This is a genomic window from Rhodococcus jostii NBRC 16295, assembly GCF_001894825.1.
GTDB lineage: Bacteria > Actinomycetota > Actinomycetes > Mycobacteriales > Mycobacteriaceae > Rhodococcus_F > Rhodococcus_F jostii.
In genome coordinates this window covers 75,412-91,978 of the sequence record NZ_BCWY01000013.1, presented here as the reverse complement: position 1 = coordinate 91,978, position 16,567 = coordinate 75,412, and the positions used below count along the sequence as shown (strand labels likewise).

General features: G+C 68.3%; 17 protein-coding genes. 12 read left to right on the top strand and 5 right to left on the bottom strand.

Features of this window, described 5'->3' with window-relative positions:
• The first annotated feature begins 10 nt into the window (after positions 1-10).
• The 4 genes from RJ1_RS11105 to recX all read left to right on the top strand — a co-directional run bounded on the left by RJ1_RS11105 (position 11) and on the right by recX (position 3,101).
• Positions 11-1,159, top strand: a complete 1,149-nt coding sequence (locus RJ1_RS11105) for a glycosyltransferase (protein WP_073360034.1) — start codon at positions 11-13, stop codon at positions 1,157-1,159.
• A gap of 33 nt (positions 1,160-1,192) precedes the next feature.
• Entirely contained in the window at positions 1,193-1,387 is a 195-nt protein-coding gene (locus RJ1_RS11100) for a DUF3046 domain-containing protein (protein WP_073359969.1), read from the top strand.
• Positions 1,388-1,532: 145 nt separating this feature from the next.
• Complete coding sequence (gene recA / locus RJ1_RS11095) at positions 1,533-2,576, top strand: recombinase RecA (RefSeq protein ID WP_073359968.1); 1,044 nt, start codon at positions 1,533-1,535, stop codon at positions 2,574-2,576.
• Between the two features lie 9 nt (positions 2,577-2,585).
• Positions 2,586-3,101 (top strand): recombination regulator RecX, encoded by a 516-nt coding sequence (gene recX / locus RJ1_RS11090; protein WP_073359967.1) that lies wholly within the window; start codon positions 2,586-2,588, stop codon positions 3,099-3,101.
• A gap of 73 nt (positions 3,102-3,174) precedes the next feature.
• Here the strand turns inward: recX and RJ1_RS11085 are convergent, their stop codons facing one another.
• The 4 genes from RJ1_RS11085 to RJ1_RS11070 form a co-directional block, all read right to left on the bottom strand.
• Positions 3,175-4,074 (bottom strand): amino acid ABC transporter permease, encoded by a 900-nt coding sequence (locus RJ1_RS11085; protein ID WP_073359966.1) that lies wholly within the window; start codon positions 4,072-4,074, stop codon positions 3,175-3,177.
• Complete coding sequence (locus RJ1_RS11080; protein ID WP_073359965.1) at positions 4,071-4,751, bottom strand: amino acid ABC transporter permease; 681 nt, start codon at positions 4,749-4,751, stop codon at positions 4,071-4,073. The genes RJ1_RS11085 and RJ1_RS11080 overlap by 4 nt, the downstream gene beginning before the upstream one ends.
• 92 nt (positions 4,752-4,843) lie before the next feature.
• Positions 4,844-5,677, bottom strand: a complete 834-nt coding sequence (locus RJ1_RS11075; protein WP_073359964.1) for a glutamate ABC transporter substrate-binding protein — start codon at positions 5,675-5,677, stop codon at positions 4,844-4,846.
• Positions 5,678-5,752: 75 nt separating this feature from the next.
• Positions 5,753-6,481, bottom strand: coding sequence for an amino acid ABC transporter ATP-binding protein (locus tag RJ1_RS11070; RefSeq protein WP_083400707.1), 729 nt, complete (start codon positions 6,479-6,481; stop codon positions 5,753-5,755).
• A 209-nt stretch (positions 6,482-6,690) separates the two neighbouring features.
• On the opposite strand from RJ1_RS11070, the gene miaB reads away from it, so the two are divergent.
• A complete protein-coding gene (gene miaB / locus RJ1_RS11065) occupies positions 6,691-8,208 on the top strand; it encodes a tRNA (N6-isopentenyl adenosine(37)-C2)-methylthiotransferase MiaB (protein ID WP_073359962.1) in 1,518 nt (505 codons plus the stop codon).
• Positions 8,205-8,828 carry an Rv2732c family membrane protein gene (locus RJ1_RS11060; RefSeq protein ID WP_073359961.1) on the top strand — a complete coding sequence of 208 codons (624 nt, stop codon included), beginning with the start codon at positions 8,205-8,207 and terminating at the stop codon, positions 8,826-8,828. Before miaB ends, RJ1_RS11060 begins: the two co-directional genes overlap by 4 nt.
• Positions 8,829-8,834: 6 nt before the next feature.
• On the opposite strand, the gene RJ1_RS11055 is transcribed toward RJ1_RS11060, so the two are convergent.
• Complete coding sequence (locus RJ1_RS11055; protein ID WP_073359960.1) at positions 8,835-10,220, bottom strand: DUF349 domain-containing protein; 1,386 nt, start codon at positions 10,218-10,220, stop codon at positions 8,835-8,837.
• A gap of 204 nt (positions 10,221-10,424) precedes the next feature.
• Here RJ1_RS11055 and RJ1_RS11050 point away from each other — a divergent pair, with 204 nt between their 5' ends.
• The 6 genes from RJ1_RS11050 (at position 10,425) to RJ1_RS11025 (ending at position 16,506) form a co-directional block, all read left to right on the top strand.
• Positions 10,425-11,141: a class III extradiol dioxygenase subunit B-like domain-containing protein gene (locus RJ1_RS11050; RefSeq protein WP_073360033.1), complete on the top strand. Its 717-nt coding sequence runs from the start codon at positions 10,425-10,427 to the stop codon at positions 11,139-11,141.
• Complete coding sequence (miaA, locus tag RJ1_RS11045; protein ID WP_174694965.1) at positions 11,138-12,067, top strand: tRNA (adenosine(37)-N6)-dimethylallyltransferase MiaA; 930 nt, start codon at positions 11,138-11,140, stop codon at positions 12,065-12,067. Before RJ1_RS11050 ends, miaA begins: the two co-directional genes overlap by 4 nt.
• Positions 12,064-12,912 carry a TrmH family RNA methyltransferase gene (locus RJ1_RS11040; protein ID WP_073359958.1) on the top strand — a complete coding sequence of 283 codons (849 nt, stop codon included), beginning with the start codon at positions 12,064-12,066 and terminating at the stop codon, positions 12,910-12,912. Before miaA ends, RJ1_RS11040 begins: the two co-directional genes overlap by 4 nt.
• 106 nt (positions 12,913-13,018) lie before the next feature.
• The gene (dapF, locus tag RJ1_RS11035) at positions 13,019-13,888 is read left to right on the top strand and encodes a diaminopimelate epimerase (protein WP_073360032.1); all 870 of its coding nucleotides are present in this window, start codon (positions 13,019-13,021) and stop codon (positions 13,886-13,888) included.
• Positions 13,889-13,946: 58 nt separating this feature from the next.
• Entirely contained in the window at positions 13,947-15,401 is a 1,455-nt protein-coding gene (gene hflX, locus RJ1_RS11030) for a GTPase HflX (protein ID WP_073359957.1), read from the top strand.
• On the top strand, positions 15,394-16,506 hold the full coding sequence (locus RJ1_RS11025; protein ID WP_073359956.1) for a hypothetical protein: 1,113 nt from the start codon (positions 15,394-15,396) through the stop codon (positions 16,504-16,506). The genes hflX and RJ1_RS11025 overlap by 8 nt, the downstream gene beginning before the upstream one ends.
• Positions 16,507-16,567 lie beyond the last annotated feature (61 nt).

The following is a 16,567-nucleotide window of genomic DNA, read 5'->3' as shown; positions in this document are numbered from 1 at the left end:
CCCTGTGGTCGTGCGAGTCGCCGTGGTCGCCGGGCCGGATCCCGGACATGCCTTTCCCGCCCTTGCGTTGTGCCTTGCCTTCCTCGAGGCCGGGGACGAACCGGTCCTGTTCACCGGCATACGGTGGGTCGAGCCCGCGCGGGCGGCCGGGGTGCCGGCCGAGCTGCTGAAAGGTCTCGCGCCCCGGCCCACGGACGACGACCTCGACGCGGGCGCACGTATCCACGCCCGGGCCGCGCACATCTCCACCGAGTTGCTGCCCGACCTGCGGGCGATGGGGCCGGACCTCGTGGTCTCCGACATCCTCACCGCCGGCGGCGGCATGGCCGCCGAGCGGCTGGGGATCCCGTGGGTCGAACTGTCGCCGCACCCGCTGTACGCGCCGTCGCGGGGTTTGCCGCCGATCGGAAGCGGATTGGCGCCGGGAGAAGGTGTCCGGGGCAGGCTCCGCGACACGCTCATGCGCGCCGCGACGGGCCGGTCGATCCGGCAGGGTGAGCGGCAACGTTCCGAGGCCCGCGTCGGCGTCGGACTGCCGGCAACGGACCCGGGGCCGGTGCGCCGATTGATCGCGACGCTCCCCGCGCTCGAGGTGCCGAGACCGGACTGGCCCGCCGAGGCGCAAGTGGTGGGGCCGCTGCTGTGGGAACCCACGAACGAGGTGCTGGGTGTGCCGGACGGCACCGATCCGCTGGTCATGGTCGCGCCCTCGACCGCGTTCACCGGCGCCGAGGGGATGCTCGAGACCACGCTCGCCGGGCTCGACGGGGCCGGCGTCCGGGTGATCGCGTCGATTCTGGAGGGGTCGCCGCACACCGTTCCGTCCTGGGCACGAGCCGGACTCGGCCGGCAGGACGCGATGCTGCGCGAGGCCTCGGTCGTCGTCTGCGGCGGTGGGCACGGCATGCTCGCGAAGGCGCTGCTGGCGGGTGTCCCGGCGGTGGTGGTTCCCGGCGGCGGAGATCAGTGGGAACTCGCGAATCGTGCCGCGCGGCAGGGGAGCGCCGTCGTGGTGCGGCCGCCGAGCGCGGAAGTGCTCCGCGCGGCGGTCGGGCAGGTGCTCTCGAACGGTGCCCACGCCGACGCCGCACAGCGAGCCGCGCGGAGCATCGCGGAGGTCGCCGATCCGGTGGAGGTGTGCCGCGACGCGCTGCGGTGAGAACCCGGCTCGCGGTTCGGCTAGCGTGGTCGTGTGCGATTGACCGAATTTCACCAACTCGTCCGCGAAGAGTTCGGGCAGATGCGCGGTGATGCACTGCTCGTCGACCACGTGCTGCTCAATCTCGGCGGCAAGACCGCCGCCGAAGCGATCGAGGACGGCCGGGAACCCCGCGAGGTGTGGCGGGAACTGTGCGTCGAGTTCGACGTCCCACCGCAGCGCCGGTAGAAATCCGGCGTGTCGAACGGACCGACCGCACATATCGAACACACGTTCCCCTATGCTGGAGACGTTCGGTGGTCACGGTTCTTGTCGGTACCTGGATCTAACCTGACCGCAGATCACTGATGAGACTCGAGGAATGGGGACGACGATGGCACCACAGGCACACGATCGAGACAAGGCGCTCGACCTGGCGCTGGCGCAGATCGACAAGAACTTCGGCAAGGGCTCGGTGATGCGCCTGGGCGAAGGTGTCCGTCAGCCCATCGCCGTCATCCCGACCGGCTCCATCGCGCTGGACGTCGCCCTCGGTATCGGCGGGCTGCCCCGCGGCCGTGTCGTCGAGATCTACGGCCCGGAATCCTCGGGTAAGACCACGGTGGCTCTGCACGCGGTCGCCAACGCCCAGGCGGCCGGTGGCATCGCGGCCTTCATCGACGCCGAGCACGCACTCGACCCCGACTACGCCCAGAAGCTCGGCGTCGACACCGACGCGCTGCTGGTGTCGCAGCCCGACACCGGTGAGCAGGCGCTCGAGATCGCAGACATGCTGATCCGCTCCGGCGCCCTCGACATCCTCGTGATCGACTCCGTGGCCGCTCTCGTCCCCCGCGCCGAGATCGAGGGTGAGATGGGCGACAGCCACGTCGGTCTGCAGGCGCGTCTGATGAGCCAGGCGCTGCGCAAGATGACCGGTGCGCTCAGTAACTCCGGCACCACCGCGATCTTCATCAACCAGCTGCGCGAGAAGATCGGCGTTATGTTCGGTTCCCCCGAAACCACCACCGGTGGTAAGGCGTTGAAGTTCTACTCGTCTGTGCGCCTCGACGTTCGGCGTATCGAGACCCTCAAGGACGGCACCGACGCGGTGGGCAACCGTACCCGCGTCAAAGTGGTCAAGAACAAGGTCGCCCCGCCGTTCAAGCAGGCCGAGTTCGACATTCTCTACGGACAGGGAATCAGCAAGGAAGGCTCGCTGATCGACATGGGTGTCGAACACGGGTTCATCCGCAAGTCGGGCTCCTGGTACACCTACGAAGGCGACCAGCTGGGGCAGGGCAAGGAGAACGCCCGCAAGTTCCTGTTGGAGAACACCGACGTCCGGGACGAGATCGAGAAGAAGATCAAGGAAAAGCTCGGAATCGGCGCCGACGTCACCGCTGCCACGGATGACGTCGCCCCGGTCGAATTCTAAGGCGCCGCCGTGCGTCCTACGGGCGAAGGTGGAACGGAGACGCAGGCCAAGGATTTGTGCCTGCGTCTCCTGACGGACCGTGCCCGGAGTCGAGCGGAGTTGTCCGAGCGCCTGGCCAAGAAGGGCTACTCGGCCGACATCACCGAGCGTGTGCTCGATCGCCTCACCGAAGTCGGACTCGTCGACGATGCGGACTTCGCCCAGCAGTGGGTGCATTCGCGGCACACGTACTCCGGCAAGGGGAAGCGTGCGCTCGCAATGGAACTGCGCCGCAAGGGCATCGGTCAGGAGGACGCCACCGAGGCGCTCGCCCAGATCGACAGCGAAGACGAACGAGCGCGGGCCACGGAACTGGTGGTGAAGAAACTGCGCACCGTGTCCGCGGGCGAGCGCGACCGGGCGGTGCGACGGCTGGTGTCGATGCTGGCGCGCCGCGGCTTCCCACAGGGCATGGCCTTCGAGGTGGTCAAGCAGCAACTCGATCGGGCCGGGACCGAGACCGACGACTTGTTCGACGAGACCTGAGAACCGACAACACTGCGGTCGGACCGGGACAGTGACCCGTCCGACCGCAGTGTCATGTCGGAACCGTGTCACGTCACAACCGTTTGTCGGTGATGTCCATCCCCGGAACCGACACCGCCGGGAGTTCGGGAACGGCTCCCTTGGGGCCTCCGCCCTTCCGGCTGGCCCGAAGGCGCTTCTCCACCTTGGTCGCGACCACGGTGAGCGTGTAGTTGAGGATGATCATGATGATCGCCACGACGATCAGGGCGGGGAGGTAGTTGCCGTAGAACGCACCGAGTTGCTGGCCCGACCGCACCACTTCGACGTACCCGATCAGGTAACCGAGCGCGGAGTCCTTCAGCGCCACCACCATCTGCGAGATGATCGCAGGGAGCATCGCCGTGACGGCCTGCGGAAGCAGGATGGTGCGCATGACCTGGCCCTTGCGCATCCCCAACGCCATCGCCGCCTCGCTCTGGCCCTTGGGAAGCGAGTTGATGCCGGCCCTGACGATCTCGGCGATCACGGAGCCGTTGTAGAGCGTGAGGCCCACGATGACCGCGGCGAGGGCGAGGTATTTCGATTTGAACACCTCGTACTCGGCGAACAGCTGGTACGAGAAGATCATCAGGATCAGCACCGGGATGGCGCGGAACAACTCGACGATCCCGCCGGCGACCCAGCGCACCGGCCGGTGGTTCGACAAGCGTCCGATGCCGAGAATTGCGCCGAGGATCAACGCGAACACGATCGACACGGCGGCGGCCACGAGTGTGCCGCGGATACCGGGGATCAGATAGGTGGTCCACGACGTCGACTCGGTGAACGGATCCCACTTCGCCGACGTCAGCTGACCTTTGTCGTCGAGCGCGACGTAGACGAGGTAACCGATTCCCAGCAGCACGAGGGCGACGGCGACGGAGATCAGGCGATAGATGTTCTTCGCCTTCGGTCCCGGAGCGTCGTAGAGGACGGTGGCGGAATTGCTCATCGTGCAACCTCGAATCGCTTGCTCAGGTAGCCGAACAGAAGCCCCATCGGCAGGGTCAGGATCACGAATCCGAGTGCGAAGATGCCACCGACGACGAAGATGGCGGCCTCGTTCTCGATCATTTCCTTCATCAGGAGCGATGCCTCCGCGACGCCGATCACCGAGGCGATCGTCGTGTTCTTGGTCAAGGCGATCAGCACACTTCCGAGCGGGGCGGTGACCGCCCGGAACGCCTGCGGCAGCACGATCAGACGCAGATTCTGGGAGAACGTGAGGCCCAGTGAGCGGCCCGCCTCTGCCTGGCCGACGTGCACGGTGTTGATACCGGACCGCAGCGACTCGCACACGAAGGCCGCGGTGTAGATGCTGAGGCCGAGCACGGCGAGCCGGAAGTTGTTCTGCTCGAAGAACGTCGGCGACTGCTCGGGGGCGAGCTTGACGCCCATCGTCTGGAAGAGGCCGAACGAGCAGAAGATGATGATGAGCGTCAGGGGAGTGTTGCGGAAGATCGTCACGTAGGCCGTGCCGACGCCGCGCGCGACCGGAATCGGCGACACCCGCATGGCCGCGAGAATCGTGCCGAGTATCAGAGCACCGACAGCCGAGAACGCGGTGAGCTGCACCGTCGTCCAGAATGCGTCGATCAGCTGATCGCCGTACTTGCTCAGTAGGTCCACTTACCGTCTCCCCAGGTCACCGGTGGTTGGTGTCGAACCGGGCCGGACGGTTCCGCCGAAGCGGAGCCGTCCGACCCGGATGAGTGAGTTGCTCAGTACCGATCGACGGTCGGCGGCGCGGGAATCGGGTAGCCCGACGCACCGACGGTCTCGTTGAACGCGCGCTCCCACGAGCCGTCCGCGATCATCGCCTCGATTGCGTCGTTGATCTTGGCGCGGGTCTCGTCGTCGCCCTTGGCCAGGCCGACGCCGTAGCGCTCCTCGGTGAACGGCGCGCCGACCACCTTCAGTTCGCCCGGGTACTGCGCGGCGTAGCCGGCGAGGATGATGTCGTCGGTGGTGACGGCGTCGACGGCACCGTTCCGCAGCGCCTCGACGCAGGCGGAGTACGTGTCGAACTCCTGCAACTGCACGTCCTGCGCGTACGTGTCCTTGACCTTCTGCGCGGGGGTGGACCCGGTGACCGAGCACAGCTTCTTGCCGCCGTTGAGCGAATCGGGGCCGGTGATGTCGGTGTTGTCGGACTTCACCAGCAGCGACTGTCCGGCGATGAAGTACGGTCCGGCGAAGTCGACCTTCTCCTTGCGGGCGTCGGTGATCGAGTAGGTGGCGACGATGTAGTCGACCTCACCGTTCTGGATCAGTGTCTCGCGCTGAGCCGACGGGGACTCCTTGAACTCGATGTTCTCCGGGGCGACACCCAGCTTGCCGGCCACGTACTCGGCGACCTCGACGTCGAAACCGCTGAAGGATCCGTCGGGGTTGCGCAACCCGAGGCCGGGCTGGTCGTACTTGATTCCGACCGTCAGCTTGCCCTCCGACGCACTCTGGGACGCGCTCTTCTCTTCACCCCCGCCACAAGCCGATGCGACGACGGCGAGCGCCATGACGCCGATTCCCACGCGAATCGAGCGATTGATCCTCATCGAGTTCCTCCAATTGAAAATGATGAATGTTGCCTGTGGAGCAGGGTCGACCGACAGAGCACCGGCTCTTCCGGGTCAGTGGCTGAGAATCTTGCCGAGAAAATCCTTCGCGCGCTCCGATTTGGGAGCAGTGAAGAAAGTGGCGGGCTCGGAGTCCTCGACGATCTGACCGTCGGCCATGAAGAGAACACGGTGGCCGACCTTGCGGGCGAAGCCCATCTCGTGGGTCACCACCAGCATGGTCATGCCCTCCTTGGCGAGCGAGGTCATGACATCCAGGACCTCGTTGACCATCTCCGGGTCGAGTGCGGACGTCGGCTCGTCGAACAGCATGACCTTGGGGTTCATGGCGAGTGCGCGCGCGATCGCGACGCGCTGCTGCTGGCCGCCGGACAACTGCGCCGGGTACTTGTCCGCCTGGTTGGCGATGCCGACCCGCTCGAGAAGCTCGTAGGCCTTGGTCTTCGCGTCGGCGCTGCTCTTCTTCCGCACCTTGACCGGCGCGAGCATCACGTTCTCGAGGATCGTCTTGTGGGCGAACAGGTTGAACGACTGGAACACCATGCCCACGTCGGCGCGCAGCGCCGCCAACGCCTTGCCCTCGGCGGGCAGCACCTTGCCGTCGACGGCGATCTCGCCGGAGTCGATCGGCTCGAGCCGGTTGATGGTCCGGCACAGCGTCGACTTACCCGAGCCGGACGGTCCGAGGACGATCACGACCTGTCCGCGAGGGACTTCGAGGTCTATCTCCTGCAGGACGTGGAGGGCGCCGAAGTGCTTGTTCACCGATTTCATCGAGATCATGGACGGGGCCGCGCCCGTGGAGGGTGGCGGCGTCGCGTCGTCGGCTTGCGTCATAGTCGAGACCCTATGTGCTGGGGGCGGGCGCACCCGCCATTTGCTCCGAGAATCCTCGGGATGTCACGGAAACTTTACTGTCCGGCTTCGGTTGTGTGTCTTGGCGCACACCGGCCGCGACGAGGCGATTTGGCGCGGCCCGTACCCTGGCATACGTGGACACGATCGACCAGAACCCTCACCGCAGCTACGAGGTGCGCACGTACGGCTGCCAGATGAACGTGCACGACTCCGAGCGGCTGTCGGGTCTGCTCGAGGACGCGGGCTACACGAAGGCGGCCGCCGGGCAGGCGCCCGACCTCGTCGTCTTCAACACCTGCGCGGTGCGGGAGAACGCCGACAACAAGTTGTACGGCAATCTGAGTCATCTGGCCCCGGCCAAGGAGCAGAACCCCGACATGCAGATCGCGGTCGGAGGGTGCCTGGCGCAGAAGGACCGCGACATCGTCGTGAAGAAGGCGCCGTGGGTCGACGTCGTGTTCGGTACCCACAACATCGGTTCGCTCCCCGCCCTGCTGGACCGGGCCCGCCACAATCAGCGGGCCGAGGTCGAGATCCTCGACGCGTTGGAGGCGTTCCCGTCGACGCTGCCCGCCAAGCGGGAGTCCGCGTACGCCGGCTGGGTGTCGATCTCGGTGGGCTGCAACAACACGTGCACGTTCTGCATCGTGCCCGCGCTGCGGGGCAAGGAGGTCGGCCGCCGCCCGGGTGACATCCTCGCCGAGGTGCAGGCGCTGGTGAACGAAGGCGTCGTCGAGGTCACGCTGCTCGGGCAGAACGTCAACGCGTACGGCGTGTCCTTCGCCGACCCCGACCAGCCCCGCGACCGCGGGGCATTCGCCGCGCTGCTGCGTGCCTGCGGCGAGATCGACGGCCTGGAGCGGGTCCGGTTCACGTCACCGCACCCGGCCGAGTTCACCGACGACGTCATCGAGGCGATGGCCGAGACCCCGAATGTGTGCCCGCAGTTGCACATGCCGCTGCAGTCCGGTTCGGACCGCGTGCTCAAGGCGATGCGCCGCTCCTATCGGAAGACGCGGTTCCTCGGGATCATCGAGAAAGTCCGCACGGCGATGCCGCACGCGGCGATCACCACCGACATCATCGTCGGATTCCCGGGTGAGACCGAGGAAGATTTCCAGGACACGCTCGACGTGGTTCGGCAGGCGCGGTTCACCAGCGCGTTCACGTTCCAGTACTCGAAGCGGCCCGGCACTCCGGCCGCGGAGATGGACGACCAGCTACCCAAGGCGGTCGTCCAGGAACGGTACGAACGTCTCATTGCGTTGCAGGAAGAAATCACCCTCGAGGAGAACCGGAAACTCGTCGGCGCCGAAGTGGAGCTGCTCGTCGCCGCCGGAGAGGGTCGCAAGAACGCGGAGACCGCCCGGATGAGCGGACGCGCCCGCGACGGCCGGCTCGTCCACTTCCGGCCGGAGGGAAACCTCGACGGGAACATCCGGCCCGGCGACGTCGTCACCATCGTCGTCAGCGCCGCCGCCCCGCACCACCTCGTCGCCGACACCCCGGTCCTGACCCACCGCCGGACCCGCGCGGGTGACTCCTTCGAGAAGGGCGTCACCCCGAAGACCCCGCCGATCGGCGTCGGACTCGGACTACCGCAGATCGGTGCGCCCGCACCACTACCCGCTCAGATGGGATGCAACGCATGACCTCCTCGCCCGACGACAAGCGGCACGATGGCGGAAGCCGGAGCGGCGACAACGGTTCGAGTGGCGAGAACGAGCCGATCGAGAGCTACCTGAAGGATTTCGACGACGCCGAGAAGAAGGTGGCCGGCGAGATCGACCCCGGTGCGCGTGCACTCGTCGTCGCGATCGCGGTCGTGGTGCTCCTCGGCTCGCTGACCTTGCCGCACTCCGGTGTCGCCAACGGCTGGGAGGTGCTCGTGTACGGGGACGACGCCCAGGCGGAGACGATCGCGCTGCCGTCGCGGCTGTTCGTGTGGTTCGAGGTGGTGTTCGGCGTCGTGGTGTCGATGCTGGCACTCGTCACCCGCCGCTGGGCCCTCGCCTGGGTGGCCCTGGCCGGCACTGCCGTGTCCGTCGTGTTCGGGATGCTCGCCATCTGGTCGCGGCAGACGCCGGCGCCGGGGATCGAAGCGGCCGGACCGGGTATCGGGCTGATCATCGGCTGGCTCACGGTCATCGTGCTCACGTTCCACTGGCTGAAGGTGGTCTGGAGCCGGACCGCGCTGCAGCTGGCCGCAGAAGAGGAACGCCGCGCCGCTGCCGCCGAAGCGGAGCGACGCGGCGACTGGAACGTCGGCTGATCGTGTCTACTGGCCGCTGACGGCTCCCTCGGCCGCCTCGGCCCATTCGCGCCACTGCTTGGCCTGCGCGAGGGCGCTCTCGGCATCCTTCGTCTTGCCCGCGGCGGTGGCCTTGGCCGCCTGCTCCTCGAACTGGGTGACCCGTTCACGGAACTGCGCGGCCCGGGCGAGCGCCTCCGGGTCGGTGCGACGCCATTCCTCGTCGGCGGCGTCGCGGACCCGCTTCTCGATGGCCCGGAGCTTGCCCTCGAGGTCGTGCATCCGCTCGCGGGGCACCTTGCCGACGGCGTCCCACTTCTCCTGCAGGTCGCGGAGCGCGGCCCGCGCGGCGTCGATGTCCTTGTTCGGATCGATGTGGCCCGCGTTCTTCAGCAACTCCTCCTTGGCGACCGCGTTCTCCTCGAACTCGGCGTCGCGTTCGGAGGACGCGGCGTTGCGGGCTGCGAAGAACACGTCCTGGGCGCCCTTGAATCGCTTCCAGAGGTTGTCGTCGGCTTCACGCGGCGCACGCCCGGCGGCCTTCCAGTCGGCGAGAAGATCCCGGAACGCGCCGGCGGTGGGACCCCAGTCGGTGGAGTCGGACAGCGCCTCGGCCCGTGCGACGAGTTCTTCCTTCTTCGTCTTCGCGGCGGCGCGTTCGCGATCGAGTTCGGCGAAGTGGGCACCGCGGCGCCGGTTGAACGCCTCCCGCGCCTTGGAGTACCGCTTCCACAGGGCGTCGTCGACCTTCCGGTCGATCCCGCGGATCGTCTTCCACTCGTCCAGGATCTCGCGCAAACGGTCGCCGGCGGCCTTCCACTGTGTGGATTCGGCGCCGATGTGCTCGGCCTCGGCGGCCAGTTCTTCCTTGCGCTCGGTGTGAGCCTGCCGCGACAGTTCCTTCTCGTGCTTGGCGTGGGCGGCGGCCTCGTCGGATCCGGCGATGATGACGTCGAGACGGACCGAGAGCGAATCGATGTCACCGATCACCGCGGCGGTCGGGAGAGATTCGGCGAGCGCGATCGCGGCCGCTTTTGTCTTCTTTGCGTCACCGGCGCCGGAATTGAGCCGGGCTTCGAGGAGTGCCACCTCCGTCGCCAGATCGTCGAAGCGCCGACCGAAGTGCGCCAGACCCTCCGCTGCGTCTCCGGCCTGCCACGAGCCGATCTGCCGTTCGCCGTCCGCGGTCTTGACCCAGGCGGTGCCGTCGTCGTCGACGCGACCGAACTTGCTCGGATCACTCTGGGCGGGTGCGGCGACGGCGGGGGCGGAGAGGGCGTGTGTCGGTGTGGGGTGGGGCTTGGGTGCACCCGGCTTCGCGGCGGCACCGGGCTTCGGGACGCTGGGCTTCGGCGTGTCGTGCTGCTGAGCGGCAGGCTCCACGGCGGGCTTCGCGTCGCTGCTGTCGGTCATCGGTTCCTCATCTCTGCCGCGCGTCACGGCTGCCTGAACGCGATACTGGCTCCATACGACCCGGGGCGGGTGCTGGCTCCATTCAACCCGGTACGGGCCCTGTGGACTATTGAATCAGGTCGGACGGTCCGCGTTGGTACCGATTGACGGCAGCGCCCGAATCGGATGTCGGGTCCTCGCCGACGGTCGACTAGCGTGACGCGTGTGTTCATCGCCGCCATCCTCGTGCCGTCACCCCCGCTCCTGGTGCCCGAACTGACCGGGTCGGCGGCCGCGGAAACGGCGCCGCTGCGGGACGCGGTGCAGACGGCCGCGAAGGCGTTGTCGGCGCTCGCCACCGAGTGGGTGGCGGTCGGAGCGGCACCCGCCGCCGCCGACGTCCCGCCCGACGCCCAGGGCACCTATCGCGGCTACGGCGTCGACGTGCGGGTCACGTTGCGGCCCGGCCCGGCCGGCGATCCCGACCCGGACCTGCCCCTCGCGGCGCTGACCGCCGGATGGATCCGGGGGACCTGCGCGCCGGACGCCGTCGTCGACGCCCGGATTCTCGCCGCGGACCTGGCCCCCGAACGGTGCGCCGAGTACGGCGCGGAACTGCGCGCCTTCCTCGACCGGGATCCGGAACCGCGCGGGCTGCTCATCGTCGCGGACGGGGCGAACACACTCACGGCAAAGGCTCCGGGCGCGTTCGACCCTCGGGCGGAGGGTGTGCAGACCAGGGTCGACGCGGCCCTCGACACCGGCGACCGCGAAGCGCTGCTGGCCCTGGAACCTGCGGAGTGCGCAACGCTCGGCATCGGCGGACGCGTCCCGTGGCAGGTGCTCGCCGGCGTCTTCGACAGACCGCCCACGTCCTGCCGGACGCTGTACAGCGCGGCGCCGTACGGCGTCGGCTATCACGTGGGTGAGTGGCGTCCGTGACGTCACCCACCCCGATCGCCGTCGTCGGACCGACCGCCACCGGCAAATCGGATCTCGCGCTGGACTTGGCCGAACGCCTCGGTGGCGAGATCGTCAACATCGACGCGATGCAGCTGTACCGGGGCATGGACATCGGCACCGCGAAACTCGCGCCGGCCGAGCGCCGCGGAATCCCGCACCACCAGCTCGACGTCCTCGACGTGACGCAGACTGCGACCGTCGCGAACTATCAGCAGGCGGCGGTCCGCGACGTCGAGGCGATCGCCGCGCGAGGCGCCGTGCCGGTCATCGTCGGCGGATCGATGATGTACGTGCAGTCGCTGCTCGACGAGTGGAGTTTCCCCGCCACTGATGCGTCGGTGCGGGCGCGGTGGGAAGCCGTTCTCGCCGACGAGGGAGTCGCCGCCGTCCACGCCGAGCTGAGCCGGGTGGACCCCGACGCTGCGGCCTCGATCCTGCCCACCGACGGCAGGCGCCTCGTCCGAGCACTCGAGGTCGTGGAGATCACCGGCAGGCCGTTCGCGGCGTCGGCCCCGCGCATCGGCGAACCACGATGGGGCACACACATCATCGGTGTCGACCGCGACACAGCCCACCTCGACGACCGGATCCGGCTCCGCACCCGGCTGATGTTCGACCGAGGACTGGTCGACGAGGTCCGGGGGCTGATCGACGTGGGACTGCGCGAGGGCGTCACCGCCCCCCGGGCCATCGGATACGCACAGGTCCTCGCCTGGCTCGACGGCGAATACGACCTGGACGAGGCGCAGGAACGCACCTTCATCGGCACCCGGCGCTACGTCCGCCGGCAACGGTCCTGGTTCCGCCGCGACACCCGCATCCACTGGGTCGACGGAAGCGACCCCGACCTCGCGGACACCACCCTCCGCACCCTCGACGAGACCCGAACACTGGGAGAACGATGAGCCGAACACCGTCCGGACGGCACCGTCCCGTCTCGTCCCTGCTGGTCACGACCCGCAACGCGCGATTCCAGCAATGGCAGTCGTATCTCACCAACCGCGCGAAACGGACGAAGGCGGGACGCTTCCTGATCCAGGGCGTGCGTCCGCTCAACCTGGCCATGGAACACGACTGGCCGATCGAATCGCTGCTGCATCGCATCGACGGACCGCCGCTGTCCGACTGGGCGCGCGACCTGCTCGCCTCCCGCTCCGTCGAACAGGTCGGTGTCAGCGCCGAACTGATGGCCGAGCTGGGCGAGAAGACCACCACGGCGCCGGAACTGATCGCCGTCGCGAAGACGCGTGCGCCGCGATTGAAAGATCTGCGACTGCAGTCCGCACCCCTGATCGTCGTGTTCGACCGGCCCACCTCACCCGGAAACCTGGGAACACTCGTCCGCTCGGCCAACGCATTCGGAGCCGACGCCGTCGTGGTGGTCGGCCACGGTGCCGACCCGTTCGACCCGCAGAGTGTCCGCGCCTCCACCGGATCACTGTTCGCGATGCCCGTCGTCACCGTGTCGTCCGTCGACGACATCCTCGCCTTCCGCGACGCCCGGCGGACGTCCGGAACCGACCTGCACATCGTCGGGACGGACGAGACCGGTTCCGTCACCATCGACTCCCACGACTTCGGTGGCGGCACCGTCCTCGTGATCGGCAACGAGACCCGCGGCATGAGCGCCGCGTGGCGAGAGGCCTGCGACACGGTGGTCAACATCCCGATCGGCGGGGCCGCGAGTTCCCTCGGCGCCCCCTCTGCCGGAGCCGTCGCCCTCTACGAAATCGCCCGGCAGCGTCGATGAGCCGCACCGCGGCAGCGTCGGTGAGCCGCACCGCGGCAGCGTCGATCCCGCACCGCGGCAGCGTCGATCAGCCGCACCGCGGCAGCCGTTGGATAGAGTGGTGCGCATGGATTTCAGCAAGGGACACGGCACCGAGAACGACTTCGTGGTCCTCCCGGATCCCGACGTCCGCATCGATCTGTCCGCCCCCCGCGTGTCGGCGCTGTGCGACCGCAGGCGCGGACTCGGCGCCGACGGAATCCTGCGCGTTGCGAAGGCCGGTGCGCTGGCCACTGCCGGTGTCCTCATCGAACTCCCCGACGGCACGTCCGAGGACGACTGGTTCATGGACTACCGCAACGCCGACGGATCGATCGCGGAAATGTGCGGCAACGGCGTCCGCGTCTTCGCGCACTACCTCCGGTCGACCGGCCTCGAGACGCGCGACGAGTTCGTCGTCGGCAGCCGCGCCGGTGGCAAGCCGGTGATCGTGCATTCGGCCGACGGCTCCTTCGGTGAGGTCACCGTCGACATGGGTGTGGTCCGCGATCTGGGAACCAGCGCCGCGACCCTCGACGGCAAGGTGTTCAACGGGATCGGCATCGACGTCGGGAACCCGCACCTCGCCTGTGTCGATGCACATCTGACGGCGGCCTCCCTGTCGGCCCTCGACCTGACGGCCGCGCCCGGGTTCGACCCCGGTTTCTTCCCGCACGGTGTCAACGTCGAGATCCTCACCCGCATCGAATCCGGGGCCGTGGACATGCGGGTGCACGAGCGCGGAGTCGGCGAAACCCGGTCGTGCGGCACCGGCACGGTCGCCGCGGCCACCGCTGCGCTGCGGTTCGAGGGCGCCGACTCGGGTGAGGTGATTGTCCGCATTCCCGGTGGTCAGGTGACCGTGGCGCTGTCCGGCGGCCGGGCGACGTTGCGCGGACCGTCCGTTCTGGTGGCGTCCGGGAACCTCGACGACGGCTGGTGGAACAGCCTCGGCTGATCGCCCTGCGCGAAATGCACGTGCATGACCTCGACATTCCGTGGGATCATGAGGGTGTATGACGAAATCACATAGCACAGAAGAATCGCCGATCTCCGACTCCACCGAGTTCGCCTACGACGACGGGCGCCCATCGGTCGGCGAGATGCAACTCGAGGATCGCAGCGCGCTGCGCCGAGTTGCCGGGCTCTCCACCGAGCTCACCGACGTCACCGAGGTCGAATACCGGCAGCTGCGCCTCGAACGCGTGGTCCTCGTCGGGGTCTGGACGCAGGGCACCGCGGCGCAGGCCGAATCCAGCATGGCCGAGCTTGCAGCTCTGGCCGAGACCGCCGGCTCCGAGGTCCTCGAAGGCCTGGTCCAGCGGCGCGACAAACCCGACGCGGCCACGTATATCGGTTCCGGCAAGGCCGAGGAACTCCGCGAGGTCGTCCTGTCCACGGGCGCCGACACCGTCATCTGCGACGGTGAACTCACTCCCGCGCAGCTGACGGCGCTGGAGAAGGTCGTCAAGGTCAAGGTCATCGACCGGACGGCCCTGATCCTCGACATCTTCGCCCAGCACGCGACGTCCAGGGAAGGCAAGGCGCAGGTGGCGCTGGCCCAGATGGAATACATGCTGCCCCGACTGCGCGGCTGGGGTGAATCGATGTCCCGGCAGGCGGGCGGTCGCGCCGGCAGCAACGGCGGCGTGGGTCTGCGCGGTCCCGGTGAGACGAAGATCGAGACGGACCGCCGCCGTATTCGTGAGCGGATGGCGAAGCTGCGTCGCGAGATCAAGGGCATGAAGGCCGCCCGCGACACCAAACGCACCCGGCGCCTGCGCAGCGAGACACCGTCGATCGCGATCGTCGGCTACACCAACGCCGGCAAGTCGAGCCTGCTCAACGCGCTGACCGGGTCCGGGGTGCTGGTGCAGAACGCGCTGTTCGCCACCCTCGATCCCACCACTCGGCGGGCGGCACTGGACGACGGCCGTGAGTACGTATTGACCGACACGGTCGGGTTCGTGCGGCACCTGCCGACGCAGCTGATCGAGGCGTTCCGCTCGACGCTCGAGGAAGTGACGGACGCGGATCTGCTGCTCCATGTCGTCGACGGTTCCGACCCGCTGCCCACGGATCAGATCAGGGCCGTCCACGAGGTGATCACCGAGGTGATCCGTGAGAACGACGCCGCGGCGCCGCCGGAACTGATCGTGGTGAACAAGATCGACGCGGCCGACCCGGTCACGTTGACGCAGCTGCGGGGCCTCCTGCCCGGTGCGTCGTTCGTCTCTGCCCGCACGGGTGAAGGCATCGCCGAGTTGCGAGCGCATCTCAGCGACGTCCTGGTCCGTCCCGAGATCGAGGTCAGCATCCTCCTCCCGTACAACCGGGGAGACCTGATGGCCAGGATCCACTCGGACGGCCAGATCCTCGACTCGTCCCACGAGGAAGACGGCACGCGCGTCCATGCGCGGGTGCCCGAAGCGTTGGCGTCGGCACTGGTTCAGTACAGCGGCAGTGCCTGACCGCTCGAGGTGGACGGCCCGAGTTGCGGTCACGGTCCTTGCAGCGTGCAGTCCACTCGCCGCGGCGGGCGTCGGATCCGCCGAGCCGTTCTTCCGAGATCAGACCGCCGTCGACGCGTCGGAGTTCGGTCCGCTCTGCACACCCGACGATTCCGCGGCCGGCACGCCGGACGAGGCCTCTCTGGAAGAGTTGTCGGGGCTCGTGTCCGTGGGGGGACTCCTCTACGCGGTCGGTGACAGCGGCTCCGATCGTGCGGTCGCGGTGATGGACGGGAACTGCGCCGTGCAGCGGTGGCTTCCGCTGCCGGCGGACCCCTACGACGTGGAGGACGTGGCGTCCGGTCCCGACGGGCGGCTGTGGCTGGCCGACACCGGCGACAACGGGCGCAGACGTGACACGGTCGCGCTGATCGCGATGGACCGCGACACGGGCGCGGGAGAACTGCATCGGCTGACGTATCCGGACGGTCCCCACGACGCCGAGACCGTTCTCGTCCAGCGTGACGGCACCCCGCTGATCGTCACGAAGGAAGTGTTCGGGGCGGGCAACGTGTACCGGCCCGTCGGTGGTGTCGCAGTGGGCGACCTCGCGAGCCCCGGACCGACCCCGCTGGAGAAGGTGGGAACACTGGACGTCTCGGAGACGAACGGTGCCGACGACGCGACCACCGGCAGCGGCACCACGGCCCCGGCCCTGCATTCGACGATGTTCACCGGCGGAGCGGTATCCGCCGACGGCACCGTAGCCGCCGTGCGCAGCTACTCCGACGTGTTCCTGTTCTCCGCCCCGGATGGCGACCTGGCCGCAGCGTTCGCCGCGGGTCCCGTCGTGCGCGCGCACGTGCCGGAGCAGCCGCAGGGGGAGTCGGTCGCGTTCACCGAGAACGGCGACCTGTTGATCGCCTCCGAGGCGCGGGAGGGTCCGGTCCCGCCGATCCAGGTGCTGCCGGGGGCCGTGTCCCGGGTGCAGGAGCATGCCCGCGCGCAGACGGTCGCCGACGAAGTGTCGGCGCAGTCGCCGGGAACGCTGTGGGGGATCGGCATCGCCGCCGTGGTCGTGCTGGCGACGATCCTCGGCTTCGCCGTCCGCCGTCGTGCCCGATAGGTCTGATTTGCGAGAAATGGTGCAAGCCTGATTCTTTCGACGCGTTCGGCGGTGTGGATAC

What these genes read in the sequence shown, in the direction of transcription:
- recA (WP_073359968.1), top strand. Translation starts at nt 1,533, where the DNA reads ATGGCACCACAGGCACACGATCGAGACAAGGCGCTCGACCTGGCGCTG.
- RJ1_RS11085 (WP_073359966.1), bottom strand. Translation starts at nt 4,074, where the DNA reads ATGAGCAATTCCGCCACCGTCCTCTACGACGCTCCGGGACCGAAGGCG.
- RJ1_RS11075 (WP_073359964.1), bottom strand. Translation starts at nt 5,677, where the DNA reads ATGAGGATCAATCGCTCGATTCGCGTGGGAATCGGCGTCATGGCGCTC.
- RJ1_RS11070 (WP_083400707.1), bottom strand. Translation starts at nt 6,481, where the DNA reads ATGATCTCGATGAAATCGGTGAACAAGCACTTCGGCGCCCTCCACGTC.
- RJ1_RS11060 (WP_073359961.1), top strand. Translation starts at nt 8,205, where the DNA reads ATGACCTCCTCGCCCGACGACAAGCGGCACGATGGCGGAAGCCGGAGC.
- RJ1_RS11055 (WP_073359960.1), bottom strand. Translation starts at nt 10,220, where the DNA reads ATGACCGACAGCAGCGACGCGAAGCCCGCCGTGGAGCCTGCCGCTCAG.
- RJ1_RS11040 (WP_073359958.1), top strand. Translation starts at nt 12,064, where the DNA reads ATGAGCCGAACACCGTCCGGACGGCACCGTCCCGTCTCGTCCCTGCTG.
- dapF (WP_073360032.1), top strand. Translation starts at nt 13,019, where the DNA reads ATGGATTTCAGCAAGGGACACGGCACCGAGAACGACTTCGTGGTCCTC.
- hflX (WP_073359957.1), top strand. Translation starts at nt 13,947, where the DNA reads ATGACGAAATCACATAGCACAGAAGAATCGCCGATCTCCGACTCCACC.